Here is a 15,479-nt window from a genome sequence, read left to right as displayed (position 1 = left end):
CCTGAAAAAGGGCAAACGGAAAAGATTGCTTTTTCACAAATGTTTAAGCGTGGTAAGATTAAGAAGAACAGGACATACATATTTGATGAAAAGCAATCCGTTAAAGGGGAGGAAACCGGTTTTGGAACATTTACTGAACCCGCATGTACAGGAGATTGAAATATCCGGCATCCGCAAGTTTTCAAACATGGTTGCCGGAATCGAAGACATGGTCTCATTTACAATCGGCCAGCCCGATTTTAAAACGCCGGAACATGTCAAGCAAGCAGGGATCCGTGCCATTGAAGAAAACAGGACAACCTATACCCACAATGCCGGCGACCTTGCTTTGCGCAAGGCTGCAGCACAATTTGTCAAAACGAAATACAACCTGTCTTATAAACCGGAAACGGAAGTCATAGTCACAATCGGCGCCAGCGAGGCGATCGATATTACGCTCAGAACCGTATTGACGCCCGGTTCCGAAGTTATCCTCCCCGGGCCTGTTTACCCGGGGTATGAACCAGCCATCCGCCTGTGCGGAGCCGTTCCGGTGCATGTAGACACAAGGGCAAACCGGTTTAAGCTAACCGCAGATCTCATCCGCCAGGCTATTACAGCCAACACGAAATGCATCATTTTGCCGTACCCTTCCAATCCGACTGGGGTGACGCTCGAAAAGGCGGAATTGCAGGAAATCGCAGACCTGATCCGCGGCCGTGATATTTTTATTCTTGCCGATGAAATTTACAGCGAGTTAACGTACAATCTGCAGCACGCCTCGATCGCTTCGTTTTTGCCGGAGCAGACCATTGTCATTAACGGCGTCTCAAAGTCCCACTCGATGACCGGCTGGCGGATCGGCTTCGTGTTTGCGCCGGAATGGCTCACAAAGCATGTTTTAAAAGTCCACCAGTATAATGTGTCGTGCGCGCCTTCCATTTCCCAGATGGCGGCGCTTGAAGCGCTGACAGCCGGCATCGATGACGCACACGCCATGAAAAAGGAATATGAAAAACGGAGAGACTATGTATGCAAGAGGCTGGATGAGATCGGCATCGGGTATGTGAAACCGGACGGGGCTTTTTACGTATTCGCGAAGGTGCCGGAAGCGTTGAAGCGGTCCTCTTTCGATTTTGCGGTCGATCTGGCAAAACAGCAAAAAGTCGCGGTTGTCCCAGGCAGCGCTTTTTCAAAGTACGGCGAAGGCTGGTTCCGGATGTCCTACGCATGCAGCATGGATCAGCTCGAAAAAGGGCTTGCGCGCATGGAAAAGTTTGTTGCAAACCTATCCTGAAACGATGCGCCGGCTGATTCTCATTTTTCCCGCTGGTGCCGCATTCAAGCGCAATGGGTATCATACTAAAAATGAAATATATTTTCATTCCTTTGCTGGCGCCGCGTTCGCCTAAGGAATAGAAGCCTGCGTTAAACCATACTGGCTTCCCGCCCGCATAAAACTAAAACAGCCCGCCGGCATATGCCGGCGGGCAAACTTTACTTGGACCAATATTTAATCAATGCTTGTGTGCCGCTGTTTTCTTCGCCTTTTGCGGCCAGTTCTTCATATAATTTTTTGCTGAGTGCAAGCCCCGGCAGGTCAAGCCCCATTTTTTCCGCTTCATGAAGGGCGATTTTCATATCTTTAATAAAATGCTTGATAAAAAAGCCCGGAGAATAATCGCCCGCAAGCATCCGCGGAACAAGATTGGACATTGACCAGCTTCCGGCTGCCCCGGCGCTGATGGATTTGAGCACTTTTTCCGGATCGAGCCCTGCTTTTTGCGCATACACAACCGACTCCGTCACGCCGATCATATTGGAGGCTATGGCAATCTGGTTGCACATTTTTGTATGCTGGCCGGATCCCGGGCCGCCCTGCAGCACGATATTTTCCCCGAGTACGTGAAAAACCGGTTTTACTTCTTCAAATACCGATTTGTCGCCGCCTGCCATAATCGTCAAATTGCCTTTTTGCGCCCCAATATCGCCGCCGGAAACCGGTGCATCGAGCGCCTTCACCTGTCTTGCTTTCGCCGCTTCATAAATCTTTTTGGCAAGGGTCGGCGTGGAAGTGGTCATATCGATCAGGATTGTTCCTTCTTTCGCCGCGCCAAGCAGTCCGTTTTCACCGAAATACACTTCTTCCACATCGTGCGGATAGCCGACCATCGTAATGACGATATCTGATTTTGCAGCCGTTTCCGCCGGCGTGCTGCACCATTCGGCTCCCGCTTTGAGAAGCGGCTCCGCCTTTTCTTTTGTACGGTTATAGACAAAAAGCGGATACCCTGCATTCCGCAAATTTTGCGCCATGTTCCGGCCCATTACGCCTAACCCGATAAATCCGATCTTTTTCATCCTAGCTCCCCTTTTTTCGCAAATAAACAAAAAAACCTGCATCACAGCAGGCCAAAAGCAAACATGGGGGTTCAAGGAAGAAAACAATCTTTCCTCTAATTTATACCCCGCATGCCCTGCTTTAAACCTGACAGATTAAATCGATTTGACTTTTCCGCCGTCGATCAGGAAGCTGCTTCCGGTAACGTAGGAATTGGCTTCTGAAGCCAGAAACGCAACAAACCTCCCGAATTCGTCCGGTTCGCCGTATCTGCCGAGCGGAATCGACTCCAGTTCCTTTGCCTGGACTTCTTCCATCGATTTTCCGGTTTTCTCCGCTGTCACTTTGTCAAGATGTACAATCCGGTCCGTTGCAATTCTGCCCGGGCCGACCGTATTCACAAGGATTTGGTACGGGGCAAATTCTTCCGCCAGCGTTTTCGAAAGTCCCACAATGCCCGTCCGGAACGTATTCGACAAAATCAGCCCCGGGATCGGCTCCTTAATGGATGAAGAGGCAATGTTGATAATCCGGCCGCCGTTTTTCTTTAAAAGCGGCAATGCTTCCCTGATGATGCGTATGTACGAAAGCAGATTCAGTTCGAATGATTTTTGCCAGTCTTCATCCGCCATATCTTCAAAACTTCCGGCCGGCGGTCCCCCTGCATTGTTGACCAGTATATCCAGCCTGCCGAATGTATCCCGTGCTTTTTGCACCATGGCGCGGATATCTTCCGGATGGGTAATGTCTGCCCGGATATACGCCACTTTCCCGGTGCCGCAAGCGGATAATTCTTCTTTTGCCGCCTGCAGTTTTTCTTCATTCCGGCTTGTAATGAGGACATCTGCGCCTTCCATTACAAGTTGTTTGGCCACCGCTTTCCCGAGCCCTTGGCTGGAAGCGGCAACAAGGGCGGCTTTGCCTTTCAACCCTAAATCCATTCAAAATCCCTCCCTGTATCTTTATGTTCACAAAAGCCTGTCTTCATTATAAACGATTTTTCCCCGTCCATGCACGATAAAGCTTCAAACCGGGTTCCCCTTCATTTTCCCGCAAAAAAGAACATCCGGCGTTTTGATGTGCGGTCCGCCAAAGCCCAATTCAAAAAAAAGCCGAATGGCAAAAGCCACTCGGCAAAAATAGGGGGAAAAATGAGAAAGAAACGATATACATCCGGTATTGTGACAATACTGGATACCAATACTACCCTTAATGCTTGGGCTGGTTTATATATACCCGCTTCCTTCACACCTAAACCTGTTTTTGAAAAAATTTTTTATGCTTTTGAAAGAACTTTTTTCACGTGTTCCTTTACTTCTTCATTCGTTGTGAAGTTCAAAACGTCTTCTGCAAGTTTCTCCATATCCACCTTATTCAGGTTCCTGATTTGAGAACGGGCCCTTAAAATCGAAGAAGCGCTCATTGAAAATTCATCAAGGCCGAGGCCGAGCAGAATCGGAATGGCGAGTTCGTCTCCGGCCATTTCGCCGCACATGCCGGCCCATTTGCCTTCTTTGTGCGCCGCATCAATGACGCGTTTCACAAGGCGTAATATGGCCGGGTTATACGGCTGGTACAAATACGAAATATGTTCGTTCATACGGTCTGCAGCCATCGTGTACTGGATCAGATCGTTTGTGCCGACACTGAAGAAATCGACTTCTTTTGCAAACAAATCAGCCATTACGGCAGTGGAAGGAATTTCAACCATAATGCCGACTTCGATATGATCTGCAACCTGCACGCCTTCCTGGATAAGCTTTTCTTTTTCTTCCAAAAGAATCGCTTTTGCTTTTCGGAATTCATCCAGATTGGAAATCATCGGGAACATAATTTTCAGGTTGCCGTATGCGCTCGCGCGGAGCAACGCACGCAGCTGGGTGCGGAAAATATCCTGTCTGTCCAGGCACAAGCGAATCGCACGGAAGCCGAGGAACGGGTTCATTTCTTCCGGAAGCGGCAAGTACGGCAGTTTTTTGTCGCCGCCGATATCAAGCGTACGGACCACAACCGGCTTGCCTTTTAAGCCTTCAAGCACCGCTTTATAGGCTTCAAACTGCACTTCTTCTGACGGAAGCTCGTCCCTGCCCATATAGAGGAACTCTGTACGGTACAGGCCGACGCCTTCCCCGCCGTTCCGGATCACGCCGTCGAGATCGTTCGGGGTGCCGATATTGGCAACCAGTTCAACCGTATGGCCGTCTTTCGAAACGGATTTTTCATTGACCAGCTTCGCCCATTCGGCTTTTTGCCGTTCAAACTGTTCCTGCTTTTGTTTGTATTCATCGACAATTTCAGGTGTCGGATTGACATAGACATCGCCGCTGTTGCCGTCCACGATGACAAGGTCGCCATTTTGGATATCCTGGATCGCCGTTTTCGTCCCGACGACTGCCGGAATTTCCAAAGAACGCGCCATAATCGCAGAGTGGGACGTACGCCCACCGACATTTGTTGCAAACCCTTTTACATACTGGCGGTTCAACTGCGCCGTATCAGAAGGGGTCAAGTCTTCAGCAATGACAATGACTTCTTCCGAGATCATGCTCGGATTCGGAATTTCCACCTTCAGCAGATGGGCCAGAATCCGTTTTGTCACGTCGCGGATATCCGCCGCACGTTCGCGCATATATTCGTTATCCATTTGTTCGAACATGGTCACGAACATATCAGCAACTTCTTTCAATGCGTATTCCGCATTGACCTGGTCATCCCTGATTTTATCCTGGACCGGCATCAACAGTTCCGGATCTTCCAAAACGAGCAAATGCGCATCAAAGATCGCTGCTTTGTCCGCCCCCAGCGCCTTCATTGCATGCTCCCTGATCGCCTGCAGTTCAGACTTGGATTCAGACACAGCAGCATTAAAGCGTTTCACTTCATCTGAAACATTCTGGACAGGCCTTTTTTCAAAAGACAAATCCGGTTCTACCAGACGATATGCTTTTGCGATGGCAATCCCGTTGGATGCTGCTATACCTTTTAAAATGGTTGACATTATTCGCCCAGACCCTCTTTTTTCATTAATTCAGCCAGAGCGTTCAATGCATCTTGTGCATCGTTGCCTTCTGCAGAAATGGTAATATCGGCGCCTTTGCCGATTCCAAGGGACATAACCCCCATGATCGATTTCAGGTTCACTTTCTTATCCTTATACTGCAATTGGATATCTGAATCGAATTTGCTTGCCGTTTGTACGAGCAATGTAGCAGGACGTGCGTGGATTCCTGTATCTGCTGTTACTTTAAATTGTTTTTCAGCCATGGGTAGAACGACTCCTTTTCTATAATATAATATAGTTCTAAAAATAATGCACTGTACATTTTTCGTCAATATTATCAACCATCTTCATACAAATGACAAATTTTGCAAACGGGGGGGTTGAAAAAAGCCGCAGCGATGCCGGGACTCCTGCAAACACCGTTCATCCCCGGCTATTCAGCAGGCTGCTCCCTCAAAGTCTGCGCGGCCCATCCGTGCCAAAAACATGCCTCGCCCGAAACCGGGAACACGCATGTCCCCGGCCGGAGCAAAAAATGACAAATTTTGCACAGTGCGGGAAAAACAAAATCCCCGTAATAGAATAACATGCCTTTCCAAATAAAACAATCATTAGAGTTGACTTCATTTTGCTTAAAAATGCACAAAATTATGCATGCCCCGGTCAGATTTCCGGCTCATCCAAATAAATATAGCGGACATGACCGCCGCGCAGTGCAATGCCCCTAAAATGCTTAAAGTCTTCCTCGGCAACAAGCACTTTCCAGAAGTCCATAAAATCTTCACGGCTGACGAATAATTCTTCGATTTCCCTGTTGCGAAGCCGGTTGATTTCCTGTCTGAATTCTTCTTCCGACATACGACCACCCCACCCAGTATTGTACCACATTCTTCCTGCCGCCTTCTTGTTTGCTTCCGGGATTTTTTTAAAGAGGCCCGATTTGTATTTTTCCGTTCTTTTCGCCTTGAACTTTTCAGAAAAATAGTGCAAACTGGTTACAATACTTTCTTACGGGGGGACCGCAATGAAAAAAGCACAAATTGGTGACATCATTGAATTTAAAGACGGGCTTCAAGGGATTGTCGAAAAGGTGAACGAGAACTCGGTCATCGTGGATTTAACCTATATGGAAAACTATCAGGAACTGGAACTTGATGAAAAAACAGTGGTAAACCATAAAAATTATCAGGTTATCCATTCGGCTTTGCGTTAATTTAAACGCTTACCGCGCAGTAAAAAAACCGGCACATGCCGGTTTTTTTACTTCCATTTCCATGATTGTGAATTTTTTAACATTATTTTCCCGGATACCTTTTTCCCCGTTTCTCTGCTAAAATATTCAATGTATTTTTGTTTGGCCCAATGCCGCGAAGGCCGGACTGCGGGGCCGGATCTCTTTTTTGGCCCTTCCCGGCTTTTTGGCCGGCGGTTTTCGAACTTAAGAAAGGAGCGCATTGGCGGTGGCAAAAAACATGGTGGATACAAAGCTTCTCGGAAGTATCTTGATCGCCCACCTTCTGCTATATATTACGTTCCGGGATATCTCTGTTTTTTGGTATTTATATTCCGGAGCGATGCTGTTTTTGATCAGTTACACGGTTTTCCTTGGAAAATCAGAAAAACACGAAAAGCTTCCGTACCTTCAATTGCTGCTGTATGGCATCTTTTCGGGTTTTCTTCTCTATATTATTTTCAGAATTGGCAATACGGTTCTCGGTTTTTTGCCGGGCGGGCTTGACAACGAAGTCGCCCGCGCATACAGGCGCTTTTCGCCCGAAACTTTCTGGCATTACTTAGCACTTGTCCTGATCCTCATTCCCGGGGAAGAAATTTTTTGGCGTTCGTTTGTTCAGGCCCGGCTCATGAAAAGGATGGAAGCAAAATATGCCATTTTGATTTCCGCCGTATTGAACGCATCCGTTTATTTTTACTGCGGATTAAAAATCATGGTCATTGCCGCTTTTGCCGGTTCGATTTTCTGGGGGCTGCTGTATGCAAAGAAACGGAGCCTGCCCGCGCAAATTTTGTCGCATCTTACCTTTGATTTGCTGCTTGTCGTCTTCCTGCCGATTTTTTAAGCAGGGGACAGCTTTTTTTCTGCATTTCTCCGCCATAAATAGTTGTTGCGCTGCACAACAACCGCGCAAAGCTGTTTTTATGGCGTTCACCTGTCACCCCCGGATCGTCTTTATCCCGAGCGCCATCATAAAAACAAGGCTGAAATAACCGAACAACGGATATAAAACCGAGAGCAGCGGGCCGTAATGCAAGCTGCTGATCAGCAGAATGGCGGAAAAAATCAACCCGTACAGCAAACCGCTTTTCATCGGCATATATTTTTGCATTTGCCGCTCAAGCCCGTAGGCATCCCCGATAATAGAAGTGAAAATTTCCCCGAAAATCAGCAGAACATAAATAAAGTAAATGCCCGGAAAACTCGCTTTCACAATATGCGCCATCGGAATCTCCACTTTGGCAACGTCTGGCAGCGTAACCAGTGACAAATGGCTGGAAATCAGGATGAGCGTTAAAAACAGCCCACCCAGTATCCCGCCTGCACGGACGACTTCCTTATCTTTCACTTCCGCCGCAACCGGGACAAGCACCGCCTGCGCGAGCGCCAAATTCAAAGCCGCATAGGAAAGGGCACGGAGAAGGGCACGGGGCATATCAACACTTTCCGGCCGGGCCATAAGCGCCTGAATAAATCCGGGTGACTGGACGGACTGCGACAAAAGGAGAAAATTAAACAAAAGCATCAAAGGCACGACAAACGTGTTGACGCCAAGCAGCCCCTTGATGCCAAAGCACATGACAAAAAAGGCGAGCAGCACCGTCAATAAAATCCCTGTCCCCCTGCCAACACGGAGCTGTTCCTCGAAAACAGCACCCGCACCGGACAGCATGACGCCACAGACCCCGAATAGCATGGCCATCATCATCACATTCACGAAACCGGCCGCTTTTTTGCCAAATAAATACCGGTTTAAGGTTTCATAGGAATCCGCATGTAAATCGATCGCTTTTTCCATCATTTTTGTGCCAAAGAAAATAAATAAAAACCCTGAAAGGCAGATGGCAAGCAATCCATACAGCCCAAACTGTGTAAAAAAAACGGTAATTTCTTTCCCTGTTGCAAACCCTGCCCCGATCACCGTTCCAATATATACGGCTGCGATTTGGACAGCAAAGCCCCACTTATTCAACGCCTGCACCCCTTTAAGAAAAAATAAGACAACCTACCGTCTCCGTTACTATCCTATGTTCCGCTTTCTTAAAATAGCCCGACCGGTTCATTTCCGCCGCTAAAAAATTGGTCAAAAAAAGTCAAAAAAACCCTTTACAAACAAAAAAAGTTGTCATATACTATAGGCAAAGGTCAAAGTTAGTCAATTATAAGATGGTGCCATTGGCCGATAGCGCAAATGACAAATGCAGATCTTTTGATTTTCGGGCCGCGCAGTTGTATCATGATATTAGAAAGGTCAAAAATAGTCAAAAGGTGACTCGCAGATGCCGTTTCCTATTTTCAGCACAAGACAAATGACTTTGCCTTTCTACTGTAATGGCCAAAATGCATCAAAGGGGTGCATGCAAAAGATTTGCATCTTGTGAAATTTTGAGCTATACTGATTTCCAAATAAGGTCAAAGCAAATCAAAGCGCTTTGATTGTTTTTCAATCTTATTAGTCAAAGATAGTCAAAATCAAACCGATCAAAGGAGGAATGTTTGATGTTATGTGACAAATGCCATCAAAACGAAGCGACGATCGGGATGCATATAAATGTGAACGGAAACCAAAAAACATTGAACCTGTGCCAGTCCTGCTACCAAAAAGAACGGGCAAAATTCGAAAACAACTGGGGAGGCATGTTTATGAATAACGGATTTGGAAACTTCGGATTCGGAGGATTCAACGACCTCTTTAACCAAATGAATGCCAACGGGTTCCAGCCAAACGGCGTGAAACAAACCGTACAAACGCAAACACAAGGCGGCGGCAACGGACTACTTGACCAGTTTGGCCGCAACCTGACCGCTGCTGCACGGGCCGGGCAAATTGACCCTGTCATCGGCCGTGATGAAGAAATCGCCCGCGTCATTGAAATCTTAAACCGGCGCAATAAAAACAACCCGGTGTTAATCGGCGAACCGGGCGTCGGGAAAACCGCCATTGCAGAAGGGCTCGCTTTAAAAATTGCCGAAAAACAGGTTCCGGCAAAACTGCGGCATAAAGAAGTTTACTTGCTCGATGTGGCTTCGCTTGTCGCAAACACGGGAATCCGCGGCCAATTTGAAGAACGGATGAAAAAATTGATTGCCGAACTGGAACAACGGAAAAACGTGCTTCTGTTTATTGACGAAATTCACCTGCTTGTCGGCGCAGGTTCTGCAGAAGGTTCGATGGACGCAGGAAATATTTTGAAACCGGCGCTTGCCCGCGGCGAAATCCAGGTTATCGGCGCGACCACTTTGAAAGAATACCGGCAAATTGAAAAAGATGCCGCACTTGAACGGCGTTTCCAACCGGTACAGGTCAATGAACCAAGCCCCGAAGAAACCGTCATGATTTTGCGCGGCTTAAAAGACCGGTATGAAAACTACCACCACGTTTCCTATACCGATGAAGCGATTGAAGCTTGTGCGAAGTTGTCGCACCGCTACATCCAAGACCGCTTCCTGCCGGATAAGGCGATCGACCTGATGGATGAAGCCGGTTCGAAATTGAACCTGACGATTGCGGTTCCGAGCAAAGAAGATATTCAAAAACGGCTTGCTGAAATTGCGCAGGAAAAACAAGCTGCGCTTGCAACGGAAAACTATGAAAAGGCAGCCGAACTGAAAAAAGAAGAACAAAAACTGAACGAGCTGGCTGCTTCCGGACAAACCGAAGCCAAACCGGTTGTCGATGTCACGCAAATTCAGGAAATCGTCGAAAAGAAAACGGGTATTCCGGTCGGCAAACTCGAAGCGGATGAAGCGAAAAAACTGCAGCATCTGGAAGAAAACCTCGCTAAAAAAGTGATCGGCCAGGATGAAGCGGTCCGGAAAGTGGCGAAAGCAATCCGCCGTTCGCGTGCCGGCCTGAAAGCGAAAAGCCGCCCGATCGGTTCGTTCCTGTTCGTCGGCCCGACCGGCGTCGGAAAAACGGAACTGACAAAACGGCTCGCGGAAGAACTGTTCGGCACGAAAGATGCGATGATCCGGCTTGACATGAGCGAATATATGGAAAAACACAGCGTCTCGAAACTGATCGGGGCACCTGCCGGCTATGTCGGTTATGAAGATGCCGGCCAACTGACGGAAAAAGTGCGCCGCAACCCGTACAGCATTATTTTGCTCGACGAAATTGAAAAAGCGCACCCGGATGTTTTGAATATGTTTCTGCAAATTCTCGATGACGGGCGCTTAACCGATGCCCAAGGGCGGACGGTCAGCTTCAAAGATACCGTCATCATTATGACGAGCAACGCCGGCACCCAATTTAAGCATAAAACAGTCGGGTTCGCTAAAAGTGAAGCGATCAAAGAATCGAATATTCTCGATTCACTCGGCGACTTCTTCAAACCGGAGTTTCTGAACCGTTTCGACAACATTATCGAATTTAAACCACTTGAAAAAGAACATTTGGTTAAAATTGTTGACCTGATGCTCGGCGAACTGAATGAAACGCTGAACGAACAAGCGATTACGCTTGACGTGACAGCAGAAGCGAAAGAAAAAATCGCCGAACTCGGTTATGACCCGGCATTTGGGGCCCGCCCGATCCGCCGCGTTATCCAGGAAAAAATTGAAGACCGGATTGCCGACTTTATCCTCGACCATCCGGAAAGCAAAAACTTAAAAGCGGAAGTCCGCGAAGGTGACATTGCCATCGCGGAAAAATAAAGCAAAAACCGGCATGCGGACATAGCCCATGCCGGTTTTTTTATGTTTGTAAAAAGATCGAACGCAGTCCAAACCCGGTTGTTGTAAATCAATCAGAAGAAAGCCGGGTTTTATTACCCGGCCAAAACCAGTCCAAACAAAAAGGCGGGCGGGAAACATATTCATCCGGAATATTGATCAGGGATTCATCCGCACTCAAAGGAGAAAAACCAAGATGCAAAGGTTGGAAGCAGTTCCCCTGTTTGTTAAACAAGCTGCATGGCTTTATACGTTTTTCTCGCTTCAGCCAGATTGAGCCGCTGCACTTTTTCATACAATATGAATGACATTTCCCGGATAATCACCATTTCGGATGACCGGGCGTTGTGCTGCTTTCGATAGGCTTCATACTCATTCATGAGCGAATCCAGCTGCTGGCTGCACCGGACCGTTTTCTCATGCGTCAGACCCAGTTTTTTCCCAAGCTCCATCATTTCCTGACGTTTTTTCTGAATTCTGTAAAGATACTTGTTCTCCTCTAACATGTGCGTGTCCACTTTCAAATTCTCCTTTAGTTCTCTTTTTCTATTGAATGATTGTTATCCCCCGATTATGCTTCAAAAAATGTGAGGTGTTACACATGGAAAATGGCGGACTATTCTGCCGGTTTTCCGCATGATGGCATCGTGGCAAAAGTTCTCTGCAAGCCGGAAAGGCGCAAAAGCCCTGCCCCCATCTGCTTATTTTACCATTACTAAAGTAGTATCGCAGGTCTTGACGGAAATGTAAATACAATCGCAATATTAGACAAAATTTTCGCCAAAAATTTTCACATCTCCCGAAAAAACCACCCGTTTTTCACCGCTCCATGTTTTTTTTGGTCACGCAGTGGAAAAATAAAAGAGAAAAAGACATGAAAGAAGTGAAGCAGATGGCAAAAAATTTTCTGCTGGCCAAAGCAGCCGGATGGTTATTTCGTTCAAAAGCAAAACAGTATTTAAACGACCGGAAAAAAACCGGCGATCTGGTTAACCGCGCGGAGAAAAAAGCACTCTCCAACAAAATCACGCTTGCCAATATGTGGAGTAAAATCCGCGTCCTTTTCCAGCTTGTCAGGGCATGGGCAAAAGGCGAATACCGCACCGTTCCGTACCGGACGATTCTCATGATTGTAATCGGCCTTATTTATTTCGTATCTCCCATTGACATCATCCCTGATTTTCTTGCCGGCGCGGGCCTTGTTGACGACACCGCCGTGCTTGCTTTTCTCCTGACGCAAGTGACCCCGGATTTGGAAAAGTTTTTACAATGGAAAAACAAAAGAGATAAAAGTTGAACCTTGGGCCGCGCGGGATTTCAAAACTTTGCCCCTTTTAGATCATCGCCCCTTCAAGATGGAGCAGGAATGCCTTTTGATCGATCCGGCTCCCGGCATAGCCTGTTAACGACTTGTCTTTTCCGATCACGCGGTGGCAGGGGATCAGGATCGGAACAGGGTTTTTCCGGTTCGCCTGCCCGACGGCCCGCACGGCTTTCGGGTTCCCGACAGCCTCAGCGATGTCTTTATACGAGCACGTTTCCCCATACGGAATTTTTTTCAGCGCTTCCCAAACCGCCATTTGAAAGGGAGTGCCGGAGACAGAAACCGGCACATCAAAACGGGTTCTTTTCTTTGCAAAATACGCTTCCAGTTCACTGGCTGCGCGCAAAAGCAGCGGGTGGCGGGGTTCCGGCATACCCTCTTCATCTGTTTTGCCGAAAGAAACGGCCGTAATGCCTTTTTCATCAGCCCTTACTGTTAAAGGTCCGATTGGGCTTTCCAGCCAAATAAAAGCCATTTTCATCACCTGCTTCCTGCTGCACGGGAAGAAAGATATGAAAAGTTGTGCCTTCCCGTACTTTGCTTTGGACTTGAATGAAGCCTTTATGCTCCTTTATGATTTTATAACTGATCATCAAACCAAGTCCGGTTCCTCTTTCTTTTGTCGTATAGAACGGCTCGCCCAGCTTTTCAATTTTATCGTCCGGGATGCCTTCCCCTTCATCGCGAATGCTTGTATGGACCAGCCCTCTTTCCTTTTCGTAACAAATCTTGATATCTATTTTTCCTCCGTCCGGCATGACTTCTATTGCATTTTTAATGATATTGATAAAGACCTGCTTAAGCTGGTTGCCTTCGCAATAAACATCCGGAAGCCCATCGTCAAAGCGGCAGGAAATCTGGATATTGTGCATCAGCGCTTGCGCATTCAGCAAACCAATCGTATCGCGCATGATTTTCCGGATATCATGATTTTGGAACTGGATTGCCTGCGGCTTTGCCAGCACCAGAAAGTCGGTAATAATTGTTTCAATCCGCGCCAGTTCCGATGTAATCACGTTAAAATATAATGAATGCTCTTCCTCTTTCATGCTGTTTTGCAGCAGCTGGATAAAACCTTTCAAAGCTGTCATCGGATTGCGGATTTCGTGGGCAATGCCGGCCGCGAGCTCCCCGACAATATTCAGGGTATCCGATTTGCGGAGCTGCTCCTGCATCGCCCTTCTTTCGGTAATATCCCGGATGACCGTTAAATTCATATTCGATGTCAGGTTCCCTTTTGACGTGATCTCATAATATTTCGTTTCATTGGCTTTTGAAACATTAAACAAATAATCTGCCGTCCCGTTCTCTTTCAACTGAAAAAGATGGCGGAGAAAATCTTTTTGCACTTTTTCGTCATTGGTAAGCAATAAATTTTGGATTTTCTTCCCGATCGCATCTTCCCGGCTGCAGTCGAAATCGTTCGCGGCTGCAGGGTTAATATCGACAATTTTCAAATCCCAGTTCCATAAGACCATCCCGTCGATCGATCCTTCGAACACTTTCCGGAACCGTTCCTCGCTGTCCCGCAGCGTCTGTTCCATCTTGTAACGGCTGCTGACATTGCGGAAAATGGTCACATGGTAATTTTCTGCGCTGATATACCGGGATGTAAACTCGAGATGCTTCAGCTGCCCGTTCGGCATTTTAAAGAGCAGTTCTTCGCGGGCTGCCGGGATGTGGTTCAGCCTGTCGAACTCCCGGCAATTCCCGCCGTTTTCGACATAAACAAAATCGCTCAGCTTTTTCCCGATAAACTCCTCCATCGTGCACTCGAAAATTTTTAAAGCGGCTTCGTTTGCCAACAGGATCCGGCCGTTTTGATCCCAAAATACAATCGCATCCATTGCTTCCAAAAAAAGGGTCCTGTAAAGCTGTTCATGATCTCTTAACACAAGTCCCCTTTTCTTTTGGCTCATAAACCGATCTGTTCCCAAATTTGTTCTCCCCTTCTTCATAAGAAGCATGCCCCTGGATTCATCATCATTTCAGTTTTCAGCAAATGCCCGGAAAAGGTCTGCTGCATAAGGGTTTCCGGCTGCTATTTAAGAACATATTCTTTTTGAGAAGATATGTCAAATGAAATTGCAAGATGGATGATATGGTGGTAATTCGTGATCAAACGGGGGAATTCCTCCTGCCATTTCCGCAAAAAAGGATGGCGGCCGCCATCCTCATTCTTTATTTTTTTTGCATTTTTTCTTTTTTTTGCCGGTTCCTCTTTGAGCCATGATTTCATATATCTTCCCGGCATTGATGTCCCCGAATTCCAGCCCCGCTTCTTCCCGGACATTTTGTTTCCTGCGGTTCATGAACGCCCTTTCCTGCCTTTTTTTGAATTTCGGTTTGCCCCTTTCACCGCTTCTTCCCCGCGGGCAAATTCTGCGGAGAATTCTGTTTCGGCCAGATTTTCTTTCGGGGTTTTGTTATGTTTTGCGGCTGCATCAAATTCAGCTTTTCGTTTGGCCATGCCGTCCCCTCCATTATTTCAGGTTGCCTGCTTCATTAGCATGCCCGCGCATCAACGCTTTATGGCCGCAATATCTGTCAAAACCGGCTCCGGGTGCATGCAAATACAACTGTTTCCAAACATAATTATTTTCCGGAGGATGATACTATTCATAAAGGCTGATGCCGCAATACGGGCGGCAGAAAGAGGAGCCAATTTAAAAAAAAGGAGAATGATGATGGCGAGAAACAGCAATAAATTGTTGGTACCGGGCATTGAGGCATACATGGACCAAGTAAAGTATGAAATTGCCCAGGAATTTGGCGTGCAGCTCGGATCGGATACCGTATCACGGGCAAACGGATCGGTAGGCGGAGAAATGACAAAACGGCTCGTGCGAGAGGCCCAGTCCCGCCTTTCCGGGCAAAACCCGGAATAAAAGAAAAACCGGCAAAGCGGGATTCGCCTGCTTTGCCG

Annotated in this window: 16 protein-coding genes; 6 read left to right on the top strand and 10 right to left on the bottom strand. The window is 47.3% G+C overall.

Translation table 11 applies throughout. The annotated features are described in order from the left end of the window. Nucleotides 1–121 precede the first annotated feature (121 nt). The gene (locus NSQ19_RS04595; protein WP_014095626.1) at nt 122–1,276 is read left to right on the top strand and encodes an aminotransferase A; all 1,155 of its coding nucleotides are present in this window, start codon (nt 122–124) and stop codon (nt 1,274–1,276) included. A 200-nt stretch (nt 1,277–1,476) separates the two neighbouring features. Here the strand turns inward: NSQ19_RS04595 and NSQ19_RS04590 are convergent, their stop codons facing one another. The 5 genes from NSQ19_RS04590 to NSQ19_RS04570 form a co-directional block, all read right to left on the bottom strand. Further along, nucleotides 1,477–2,340 carry an NAD(P)-dependent oxidoreductase gene (locus NSQ19_RS04590; RefSeq protein ID WP_029141708.1) on the bottom strand — a complete coding sequence of 288 codons (864 nt, stop codon included), beginning with the start codon at nt 2,338–2,340 and terminating at the stop codon, nt 1,477–1,479. 135 nt (nt 2,341–2,475) lie between these two features. Continuing rightward, a complete protein-coding gene (locus tag NSQ19_RS04585; RefSeq protein WP_017552489.1) occupies nt 2,476–3,261 on the bottom strand; it encodes an SDR family oxidoreductase in 786 nt (261 codons plus the stop codon). 335 nt (nt 3,262–3,596) lie between these two features. Beyond that, nucleotides 3,597–5,318, bottom strand: coding sequence for a phosphoenolpyruvate--protein phosphotransferase (ptsP, locus tag NSQ19_RS04580; RefSeq protein ID WP_133537077.1), 1,722 nt, complete (start codon nt 5,316–5,318; stop codon nt 3,597–3,599). After that, entirely contained in the window at nt 5,318–5,584 is a 267-nt protein-coding gene (locus NSQ19_RS04575) for a phosphocarrier protein HPr (RefSeq protein ID WP_013858895.1), read from the bottom strand. Before NSQ19_RS04575 ends, ptsP begins: the two co-directional genes overlap by 1 nt. 400 nt (nt 5,585–5,984) lie before the next feature. Beyond that, complete coding sequence (locus tag NSQ19_RS04570; RefSeq protein ID WP_026104705.1) at nt 5,985–6,179, bottom strand: hypothetical protein; 195 nt, start codon at nt 6,177–6,179, stop codon at nt 5,985–5,987. 166 nt (nt 6,180–6,345) lie between these two features. On the opposite strand from NSQ19_RS04570, the gene NSQ19_RS04565 reads away from it, so the two are divergent. Together NSQ19_RS04565 and NSQ19_RS04560 are read left to right on the top strand one after the other, a co-directional pair. Beyond that, nucleotides 6,346–6,534: a YkvS family protein gene (locus NSQ19_RS04565; protein ID WP_013858893.1), complete on the top strand. Its 189-nt coding sequence runs from the start codon at nt 6,346–6,348 to the stop codon at nt 6,532–6,534. Nucleotides 6,535–6,781: 247 nt separating this feature from the next. Further along, nucleotides 6,782–7,399: a CPBP family intramembrane glutamic endopeptidase gene (locus tag NSQ19_RS04560; protein WP_133537080.1), complete on the top strand. Its 618-nt coding sequence runs from the start codon at nt 6,782–6,784 to the stop codon at nt 7,397–7,399. Between the two features lie 93 nt (nt 7,400–7,492). On the opposite strand, the gene NSQ19_RS04555 is transcribed toward NSQ19_RS04560, so the two are convergent. After that, the gene (locus NSQ19_RS04555) at nt 7,493–8,527 is read right to left on the bottom strand and encodes a YkvI family membrane protein (RefSeq protein WP_017552483.1); all 1,035 of its coding nucleotides are present in this window, start codon (nt 8,525–8,527) and stop codon (nt 7,493–7,495) included. Nucleotides 8,528–9,054: 527 nt separating this feature from the next. Here NSQ19_RS04555 and NSQ19_RS04550 point away from each other — a divergent pair. Beyond that, the gene (locus NSQ19_RS04550; RefSeq protein ID WP_207368373.1) at nt 9,055–11,211 is read left to right on the top strand and encodes an ATP-dependent Clp protease ATP-binding subunit; all 2,157 of its coding nucleotides are present in this window, start codon (nt 9,055–9,057) and stop codon (nt 11,209–11,211) included. 245 nt (nt 11,212–11,456) lie between these two features. Here NSQ19_RS04550 and NSQ19_RS04545 read toward each other — a convergent pair whose 3' ends face one another. Then, entirely contained in the window at nt 11,457–11,747 is a 291-nt protein-coding gene (locus NSQ19_RS04545; protein ID WP_017552150.1) for an aspartyl-phosphate phosphatase Spo0E family protein, read from the bottom strand. 356 nt (nt 11,748–12,103) lie between these two features. On the opposite strand from NSQ19_RS04545, the gene NSQ19_RS04540 reads away from it, so the two are divergent. Further along, nucleotides 12,104–12,526 (top strand): YkvA family protein, encoded by a 423-nt coding sequence (locus tag NSQ19_RS04540; protein ID WP_013858888.1) that lies wholly within the window; start codon nt 12,104–12,106, stop codon nt 12,524–12,526. Between the two features lie 37 nt (nt 12,527–12,563). On the opposite strand, the gene NSQ19_RS04535 is transcribed toward NSQ19_RS04540, so the two are convergent. The 3 genes from NSQ19_RS04535 to NSQ19_RS04525 all read right to left on the bottom strand — a co-directional run bounded on the left by NSQ19_RS04535 (nt 12,564) and on the right by NSQ19_RS04525 (nt 15,023). Then, the gene (locus tag NSQ19_RS04535; RefSeq protein WP_328013581.1) at nt 12,564–13,034 is read right to left on the bottom strand and encodes a methylated-DNA--[protein]-cysteine S-methyltransferase; all 471 of its coding nucleotides are present in this window, start codon (nt 13,032–13,034) and stop codon (nt 12,564–12,566) included. Continuing rightward, nucleotides 12,976–14,490, bottom strand: coding sequence for a PAS domain-containing sensor histidine kinase (locus tag NSQ19_RS04530; protein WP_133537086.1), 1,515 nt, complete (start codon nt 14,488–14,490; stop codon nt 12,976–12,978). Before NSQ19_RS04530 ends, NSQ19_RS04535 begins: the two co-directional genes overlap by 59 nt. A gap of 371 nt (nt 14,491–14,861) precedes the next feature. Next, nucleotides 14,862–15,023 carry a hypothetical protein gene (locus NSQ19_RS04525; protein ID WP_013858884.1) on the bottom strand — a complete coding sequence of 54 codons (162 nt, stop codon included), beginning with the start codon at nt 15,021–15,023 and terminating at the stop codon, nt 14,862–14,864. A 217-nt stretch (nt 15,024–15,240) separates the two neighbouring features. Here NSQ19_RS04525 and NSQ19_RS04520 point away from each other — a divergent pair, with 217 nt between their 5' ends. Beyond that, complete coding sequence (locus NSQ19_RS04520) at nt 15,241–15,441, top strand: alpha/beta-type small acid-soluble spore protein (RefSeq protein ID WP_017552476.1); 201 nt, start codon at nt 15,241–15,243, stop codon at nt 15,439–15,441. Nucleotides 15,442–15,479 lie beyond the last annotated feature (38 nt).

Source organism: Weizmannia sp. FSL W8-1119 (assembly GCF_038008605.1).
In the GTDB taxonomy this organism is placed as follows: domain Bacteria; phylum Bacillota; class Bacilli; order Bacillales; family Bacillaceae_C; genus Weizmannia; species Weizmannia coagulans.
Note: the sequence above shows the minus strand (reverse complement) of the source record. Positions and strands in the feature narration are given on the sequence as shown.

Excerpts from the sequence above, each read along its gene's own strand:
- NSQ19_RS04575 (WP_013858895.1), bottom strand. The coding sequence starts at position 5,584 with ATGGCTGAAAAACAATTTAAAGTAACAGCAGATACAGGAATCCACGCA.
- NSQ19_RS04535 (WP_328013581.1), bottom strand. The coding sequence starts at position 13,034 with ATGAAAATGGCTTTTATTTGGCTGGAAAGCCCAATCGGACCTTTAACA.
- NSQ19_RS04565 (WP_013858893.1), top strand. The coding sequence starts at position 6,346 with ATGAAAAAAGCACAAATTGGTGACATCATTGAATTTAAAGACGGGCTT.
- NSQ19_RS04570 (WP_026104705.1), bottom strand. The coding sequence starts at position 6,179 with ATGTCGGAAGAAGAATTCAGACAGGAAATCAACCGGCTTCGCAACAGG.
- ptsP (WP_133537077.1), bottom strand. The coding sequence starts at position 5,318 with ATGTCAACCATTTTAAAAGGTATAGCAGCATCCAACGGGATTGCCATC.
- NSQ19_RS04590 (WP_029141708.1), bottom strand. The coding sequence starts at position 2,340 with ATGAAAAAGATCGGATTTATCGGGTTAGGCGTAATGGGCCGGAACATG.
- NSQ19_RS04550 (WP_207368373.1), top strand. The coding sequence starts at position 9,055 with ATGTTATGTGACAAATGCCATCAAAACGAAGCGACGATCGGGATGCAT.
- NSQ19_RS04540 (WP_013858888.1), top strand. The coding sequence starts at position 12,104 with ATGAAAGAAGTGAAGCAGATGGCAAAAAATTTTCTGCTGGCCAAAGCA.
- NSQ19_RS04585 (WP_017552489.1), bottom strand. The coding sequence starts at position 3,261 with ATGGATTTAGGGTTGAAAGGCAAAGCCGCCCTTGTTGCCGCTTCCAGC.
- NSQ19_RS04520 (WP_017552476.1), top strand. The coding sequence starts at position 15,241 with ATGGCGAGAAACAGCAATAAATTGTTGGTACCGGGCATTGAGGCATAC.
- NSQ19_RS04525 (WP_013858884.1), bottom strand. The coding sequence starts at position 15,023 with ATGGCCAAACGAAAAGCTGAATTTGATGCAGCCGCAAAACATAACAAA.